General features: G+C 67.5%; 6 protein-coding genes. 2 read left to right on the top strand and 4 right to left on the bottom strand.

The annotated features are described in order from the left end of the window. Positions 1-523, bottom strand: a 523-nt coding sequence (locus ACLQ6X_RS10770) for a MarR family winged helix-turn-helix transcriptional regulator (protein ID WP_411700164.1), incomplete at its 3' end; no start/stop codon positions are given. Between the two features lie 85 nt (positions 524-608). On the opposite strand from ACLQ6X_RS10770, the gene ACLQ6X_RS10775 reads away from it, so the two are divergent. Continuing rightward, positions 609-1028 carry an SRPBCC family protein gene (locus ACLQ6X_RS10775; RefSeq protein ID WP_411700165.1) on the top strand — a complete coding sequence of 140 codons (420 nt, stop codon included), beginning with the start codon at positions 609-611 and terminating at the stop codon, positions 1026-1028. Positions 1029-1037: 9 nt separating this feature from the next. Here ACLQ6X_RS10775 and ACLQ6X_RS10780 read toward each other — a convergent pair whose 3' ends face one another. The 3 genes from ACLQ6X_RS10780 to ACLQ6X_RS10790 form a co-directional block, all read right to left on the bottom strand. Further along, on the bottom strand, positions 1038-2087 hold the full coding sequence (locus ACLQ6X_RS10780; RefSeq protein WP_411700166.1) for an SDR family NAD(P)-dependent oxidoreductase: 1050 nt from the start codon (positions 2085-2087) through the stop codon (positions 1038-1040). A gap of 175 nt (positions 2088-2262) precedes the next feature. Further along, the gene (locus tag ACLQ6X_RS10785) at positions 2263-3291 is read right to left on the bottom strand and encodes an ABC transporter permease (RefSeq protein ID WP_411700167.1); all 1029 of its coding nucleotides are present in this window, start codon (positions 3289-3291) and stop codon (positions 2263-2265) included. Next, a complete protein-coding gene (locus ACLQ6X_RS10790) occupies positions 3288-4808 on the bottom strand; it encodes a sugar ABC transporter ATP-binding protein (protein ID WP_411700168.1) in 1521 nt (506 codons plus the stop codon). Before ACLQ6X_RS10790 ends, ACLQ6X_RS10785 begins: the two co-directional genes overlap by 4 nt. A gap of 230 nt (positions 4809-5038) precedes the next feature. Between ACLQ6X_RS10790 and ACLQ6X_RS10795 the strand changes: the two genes are divergently transcribed. Further along, positions 5039-6082, top strand: a complete 1044-nt coding sequence (locus ACLQ6X_RS10795; protein ID WP_411700169.1) for a substrate-binding domain-containing protein — start codon at positions 5039-5041, stop codon at positions 6080-6082. Positions 6083-6192: the final 110 nt, after the last annotated feature.

A 6192-nucleotide genomic window follows, 5' to 3' on the forward strand; every position in this document is an offset into this window, starting at 1 on the left:
GGCCCCGGGCGTGCAGGCGCTCCTCGACGGACTCATCCCCGACGAGTAGATACCGTTTGTCGGCGAACCGGCGTTCGATCGTGTCGCCCGTGGCGGTGCCGAGAAGGAATTTTCTGAGGGCCGACGCGACCGCGGATTTCTCGTCGGCGTCGAGAACGTCGGAGGTTGCCGCGTCGATCGCGGTCTCCACCGAACGGAGCCCGGGCACGAGCTCGGCCCCGTTCGGCGTCAGCCGCAAAACGGTCGAACGGCGGTCGTTCGGGTCGACGTTGCGCTCGAGCAGGTCGCGCGAGACCAGAGCCTCGACGATGCGGCTCGGGCTGCCGGCCTCGCACACGATCAGTTGACCGAGATCGCGCAGACTCAGTGGGCCGAATTCCTCGAGAACCAGCACGATCTCGGCCTGCGACACCGTGAGGGAGAAGCGGTCGAGGGCGCGCGAATACTGACGCGCGCCCTCGCGCTGAGCGGCTAGAACCAGATAGCGCAACTCCGAGGGTGCGAGGTCGGGTGGTCTGGTCACGGTCGGCCCTTTCGCTGATTCGTTGCGAACTACATGTTACAGCATGTATGTTGCATCATGTAACTCGCCGAAAGTAGGGATCGATATGGCTCGCCACGCTGACACCACCGACATCGCCGCCGACATCGATTCCGTGCGGCGGGTGTTGCTCGACCCGAGCGCGGTCGCGCACTGGAATCCCGCCATCACGCGGAGCGCGACCTCGGAGACCGCTGCCCGACCCGGGGTCGCCTACGCGGTGACGGTCAAGTCGTTCGTTCGGGCGACGCTTACCTACGGCCACCCGGGGTCGGACGCGGTCGTCGAGTACGAGCTGCGCGCGCCGGGTGCGCGCGAGATGGGACGCTGGACACTTGGCGCGCTCGATGCCGGGCACACGCGGGTCGAGCACACGTTCGAGCACGGCGGACCGGTGCTCTCGCTCATGAGCGGCGCGTTCGACCGGGTCGCCGAATGGCGGTTGGCGCGGCTCAAGGATTTCGCCGAGAGCCGCGCCAGTCGCTGAAGCGGATGCCTACGCGGCAGACCAGCCGCCATCGGAAGGCAGCACGACGCCGTTGACATTGACACCGTCATCGCTCAGCAGGAAGGTGATGGATGCCGCGAGCGCATCGCTCTCGGCCGCGTCGGGCATCACCGACATGCCGATACGCACGCGCTCGGCGCCGAGCGGAGACGCGAAGGTGGCCTCGATGTTGGTGATCGTGGGACCGGGTGCGACCGCGTTGACGCGGATGCCGCTCGGTCCGTACATGAACGCGCCGCTCTTGGTGAGGCCGACGACAGCGTGCTTCGACGCGGTGTAGGCGGCGCCCGCCGCGGAGCCGCGCAGCGCGGCCTCCGACGCGGTGTTCACGATCGAACCGCTCGCCTGGGCGAGCATCGCGGGGATGACGGCGCGCATGAGCTTCATCGTGCCGTCGACGTTGATCGAGAAGACGCGCTTCCAGACGGCATCCGAGATCTCGCCGACGGGGGTCATGTCGTCCATGATTCCGGCGATGTTGGCGAGGCCGTCGATGCGGTCGCCGGCCGCCGCGACGACGGCCGCGATCGCCTCGTCGTCGGTGACGTTCGCCACGACCACGACGATGTCGCCGCCCGGGGTGGCCGCGACGAACTCGTCGAGGCGCTCCGGTGAGATGTCGACCGCGATGACACGGCCGCCCTCGCGGGCGACGCGTGAGGCGGTGGCGCGGCCGATGCCGGATCCGGCGCCCGTCACGATGATCGTCTTGCCGCTGAAGCGTCCGGAGTCGATACGCTCCACCCACTCGGGGCGCTCGGCCGTGGCATCCGCGGTCTCTTCGACGACCTCGACCGAGACGTCGGCCGATGCGGGAACGTCGCCGGCCTCGACCCGCGCGACGAGCCCGTCGATCATCTCCTGGGTGAATCGGCCCTTGCTGAGCTTGACGAGGCGCTTGATCGCGAGCTTGCGCACGGGGCGCATGACATCGGCATCCTGGCCGGACTGCGCGAGCATCTCGCGGATGATCGGGCCGCCGACGGGGTGGTCGAGCCAGGTGGCGATTGACGAGTCTCCGGAGAGTGTGGTGGGCATGCGCGGGCTTCCTTCTGGGTAATGGGCAACCGGACAACGTTGTCCGCACTCAGGCTACCGGTGTCTGACTGCCAAATGAAGGAGAAGTCGGGGTCGAGTCACACGTTTATGCCGCTCGACCCGTGTTACTACGAAGATCTCCATCATTTGGCAGAAGCCAGCCCGCCGGCAGGGCCTACGACTTGCGCACGCCGCGGTTCGCGAAGCGCTGCTGGATGAGCACCGCGATCACGATGATCGCGCCCTTCGTGATCGCCTGCACCGAGGTGTTGAGGTTGTTCTGCGTGAAGATGTTCGTGAGCACGTTGAAGATCAGGATGCCGAGAACGGTTCCGACGATCGTGCCGCGACCTCCGGCGAGCAGTGTGCCGCCGACCACGACCGCCGCGATCGCGTCGAGCTCGTAGAGGGTGCCGTGCGTGGAGGTGCCCGAGGTGGTGCGGCCCGTGAGCATGATGCCCGCGATTCCGGCGGTCAGGCCGCTCAGCGCGTAGAGGTAGACGATGTGCCGTTTCACGTTGATGCCGGCGAGGCGCGCGGCCTCGCGGTTGCCGCCGATGGCGACGGTGCGACGGCCGAACGTCGTGCGGTTGAGCAGAATCCAGCCGGCGGCGGAGACGAGGATGAAGATCCACACCAGCGTGGGCACGCCGAGGAAGTTGCCGTCGGAGAACTCGAGGAAGCCGCGCACCTTCACCGTCTGGGTCGTGCGGTTCGACAGGATCTCGGCGAACCCGCGCGCCGCGATGAGCATCGCGAGGGTCGCCATAAACGCCACCACGTTTCCGTAGGCGATGATGATGCCGTTGATCACCCCGGCGGCGAGGCCGACCGCGAGGGCGACGACGATCATGAGCGGCCAGAACGACGCGGCCGCTGCCTGCACGGCGGCGAGGGTCGCCACGACCGACGACAGGCCGAGCACCGACCCGACCGACAGGTCGATGCCGCCCGAGATGATCACGAAGGTCATGCCGATCGCGAGCACGCCGGTCACCGACGCGAGCCGCACGATCGTGAGCACGTTGCTGATACTCGTGAAGCGGTCGCCGCTCGTCACCGCCCCGACGACGATGAGCAGCAGCAACGCGATGACGAGCCCGATGTTGCGGCCGGCGGCGCTGCCGAGAAACCTGCGCAGGGTGGCGGATGCCCTATTCGAACTCGCCTGCTGTTCCACGGGTGCTGCGGTCTGGTGGCTCATGCTGCGCTTCCTTTCATAACCAGGTCGAGAACGCCCGATTCGTCGATGTCTGAGGCCGCCACGATGTCGAGGGTCTCGCCCTCGGCGAGCACGAGCACCCGGTCGGCGAGACCGAGCACCTCTTCTATCTCGCTCGAGACCACGACGATCGCGGTCTTCGCGGCGGAGAGCTGTCTGATCAGCGAGTAGATCTCTGCGCGGGCGCCCACGTCGACGCCGCGCGTCGGCTCGTCGAGCAGCAGCACCGTGGTGCCGTGCACGAGCCAGCGGGCCAGCATGACCTTCTGCTGGTTGCCGCCGGAGAGCAGCCCGACCGCCCGGTCGGGGTCGGCGGGGCGCAGTTCGAGCGACTCGAGCTGGTTGCGCGCGGTCGACCGCTCGAGCTTCTCGTTGAGAAAGCCGCCGCGCGCGAACCGGGCGAACGACGACAGGGTCACGTTGCGGTAGATCGGCTGTTCGAGGATGAGGCCCTGGCTCTTGCGCTCCTCGGGAGACAGCCCGATGCCGACCGAGACCGAGGCCGGCACCGAGCCGCCGCGCACGGGCTTGCCCAGCACCGACACCGACCCGGCGGTCGGCTTGATCGCCCCGTAGATGGTCTCCAGGATCTCCGACCGCCCCGATCCGACCAGCCCGGCGAGACCGAAGATCTCGCCGGCGCGCACGCTGAACGACACCGGGTCGAAGACGCCCTTCACGGTGAGGCCCTCGACGCGCAGTACCTCCTCCGCGTCATCCGCAATCGCGACCGCCGGCGGGAAGACGTTCTCGACGTCGCGCCCCGTCATCAGGGTGATCAGTTTCGGCGTCGGGGTGTCGGCGACGGTGAGGCCGCTCGCGGTGGTGCGTCCGTCTTTGATGACGGTGATGCGGTCGCCGATCTCGCGGATCTCGGCGAGACGGTGCGAGATGTAGACGACCGCGATGCCGTCGTTGGTGAGCTCCCTGACCACGCGGAACAGGTTCTTCACCTCTTCGGAGTCGAGCACGGCGCTCGGTTCGTCCATAACGATGAGCCGGATGTCACGGGAGAGCGCTCTGGCCATGGAGACGATCTGCTTGTTGGCGGGCGAGAGGGAGCCCACCTCGCGCGACGGCGACAGGTCGCCGTGGCCGAGCCGTTTCAGCAGCGCCTTCGCGCGTCGGTGGGCCTCGCGCACCTTGAGCACGCCGCCGGTGGACAGTTCGTGGCCGAGGAAGATGTTCTCGGCGATGCTGAGGCCGTCGACGACGTCGAGCTCCTGGTACATCGTGGCGATACCGAGGTCGAGGGCCGCGATCGGGTCGGCGATCGTCACGCTCTCGCCGCGCCACAGCAACTCGCCCTGTTCGGGCGTGTAGACGCCGGCGAGCACCTTGATGAGGGTGGACTTTCCCGCGCCGTTCTGGCCGAGCACGCAGTGCACCTCGCCGGGAACGATCGAGAAATCGACGCCTTTGAGCGCGGCGACTCCCGCGAACGACTTCGTCACTCCGCGCACCTCGAGGAGGGGCGAGCCATGGTCAGCGTTGATCATGACCGCAGGCTAGCAGAGAACGGGTAGGTATCGGCCAAAACTTGTTTCGAGAATTGCAGCTTTTGATTTTAATCGGAGAAAGCTGTTCCCTTGCCGTCGGGGCTCTGCTACGTTGCATCCATTGTCGATGTGGACGGTGTGACGTGGGCCTGGCAGTGCAGCCGGGGCGCGTTGCGGGTGTTTCGCGTCGGCGCCAGAGGCATCCGCATTCACCCACACTGGAGGACCCCATGCTTTCCACCCGCTCATCACGGCGCAAAACCCTCGCGCTCGTCGGAACGTCGGTCGTCATCGCCGGCCTGCTCGCCGGCTGCACCACCGGAACCACCGACACCCCCGGTTCCGCCCCCACGAACAACACCGAGAACGAGGAGACCGGCGACACCATCGTCATCGGCTTCTCGGGCCCCGCCGCCGACCACGGCTGGCTCGGCGCCATCAACTCCGCGGCGATCGCCGAGGCGGAGAAGTACCCCGACATCGACCTGCGCGTCGCGGAGGGCACCAACGACGCCAGCCTGCAGATCAGCCAGGTCGAGGGCTTCATCAACGACAAGGTCGACGCGATCGTGCTGCTGCCGACCGACGGCTCGGCGCTCACCGACGTGGCGACCAAGGCGATGGAGGCCGGCATCCCGGTCATCAACGTCGACCGCGAGTTCTCGTCGACGTTCGCCGCCCGCACCACCATCCTCGGCGACAACTACGGCATGGGCGTCAGTGCCGGTACGTACATCTGCGAGCAGGTGGGCGACAACCCCGACGCCGTGATCGCGGAGATCGCCGGCATCGACTCGCTGCCGCTCACGCAGGACCGCAGCCGCGGCTTCGCCGACGCCCTCGACGACTGCGGTCTCGAGGTGTCGAACCGCGTCGCCGCCGACTTCACCGTCGCCGGCGGTGAGGCCGTCACCTCGCAGCTGCTCTCCGCGGCCCCCGAGATCGACGCCCTCTGGAACCACGACGACGACCAGGGCCTTGGCGTGCTGGCCGCGATCGAATCCGCCGGCCGCGACGAGTTCATCATGGTCGGCGGCGCCGGCTCGAAGAACGCGATGGACCTGATCAAGTCGGGCGACAGCGTGCTCAAGGCCACGGTCATCTACCCGTCGACGCAGGCGGCCGACGGCATCCGGTTGGCCCGGCTCGTGGCCCAGGACAAGGCCCTCGGCGACCTCGTCGAGGTGGAGGTGCCGAGCCGCATCGTGCTGAACGCGCCGGTGGTCACCGCGGAGAACGTGGACAAGTATCTGCCGACCGCGTTCGAGTCCTAGAAACCACGGGTTAGGGGTGCGCCCCCGGGGAGAGGCGCGGGCGCACCCGTATAATAGAGGCCACGACATGTCTGCAGCTGTGTGTTATAAACAAATCCGAGCCCACGAGA

Source organism: Conyzicola sp., assembly GCF_046714715.1.
Taxonomy (GTDB): Bacteria; Actinomycetota; Actinomycetes; order Actinomycetales; family Microbacteriaceae; genus Conyzicola.

Excerpts from the sequence above, each read along its gene's own strand:
- ACLQ6X_RS10790 (WP_411700168.1), bottom strand. The coding sequence starts at position 4,808 with ATGATCAACGCTGACCATGGCTCGCCCCTCCTCGAGGTGCGCGGAGTG.
- ACLQ6X_RS10795 (WP_411700169.1), top strand. The coding sequence starts at position 5,039 with ATGCTTTCCACCCGCTCATCACGGCGCAAAACCCTCGCGCTCGTCGGA.
- ACLQ6X_RS10775 (WP_411700165.1), top strand. The coding sequence starts at position 609 with ATGGCTCGCCACGCTGACACCACCGACATCGCCGCCGACATCGATTCC.
- ACLQ6X_RS10785 (WP_411700167.1), bottom strand. The coding sequence starts at position 3,291 with ATGAGCCACCAGACCGCAGCACCCGTGGAACAGCAGGCGAGTTCGAAT.
- ACLQ6X_RS10780 (WP_411700166.1), bottom strand. The coding sequence starts at position 2,087 with ATGCCCACCACACTCTCCGGAGACTCGTCAATCGCCACCTGGCTCGAC.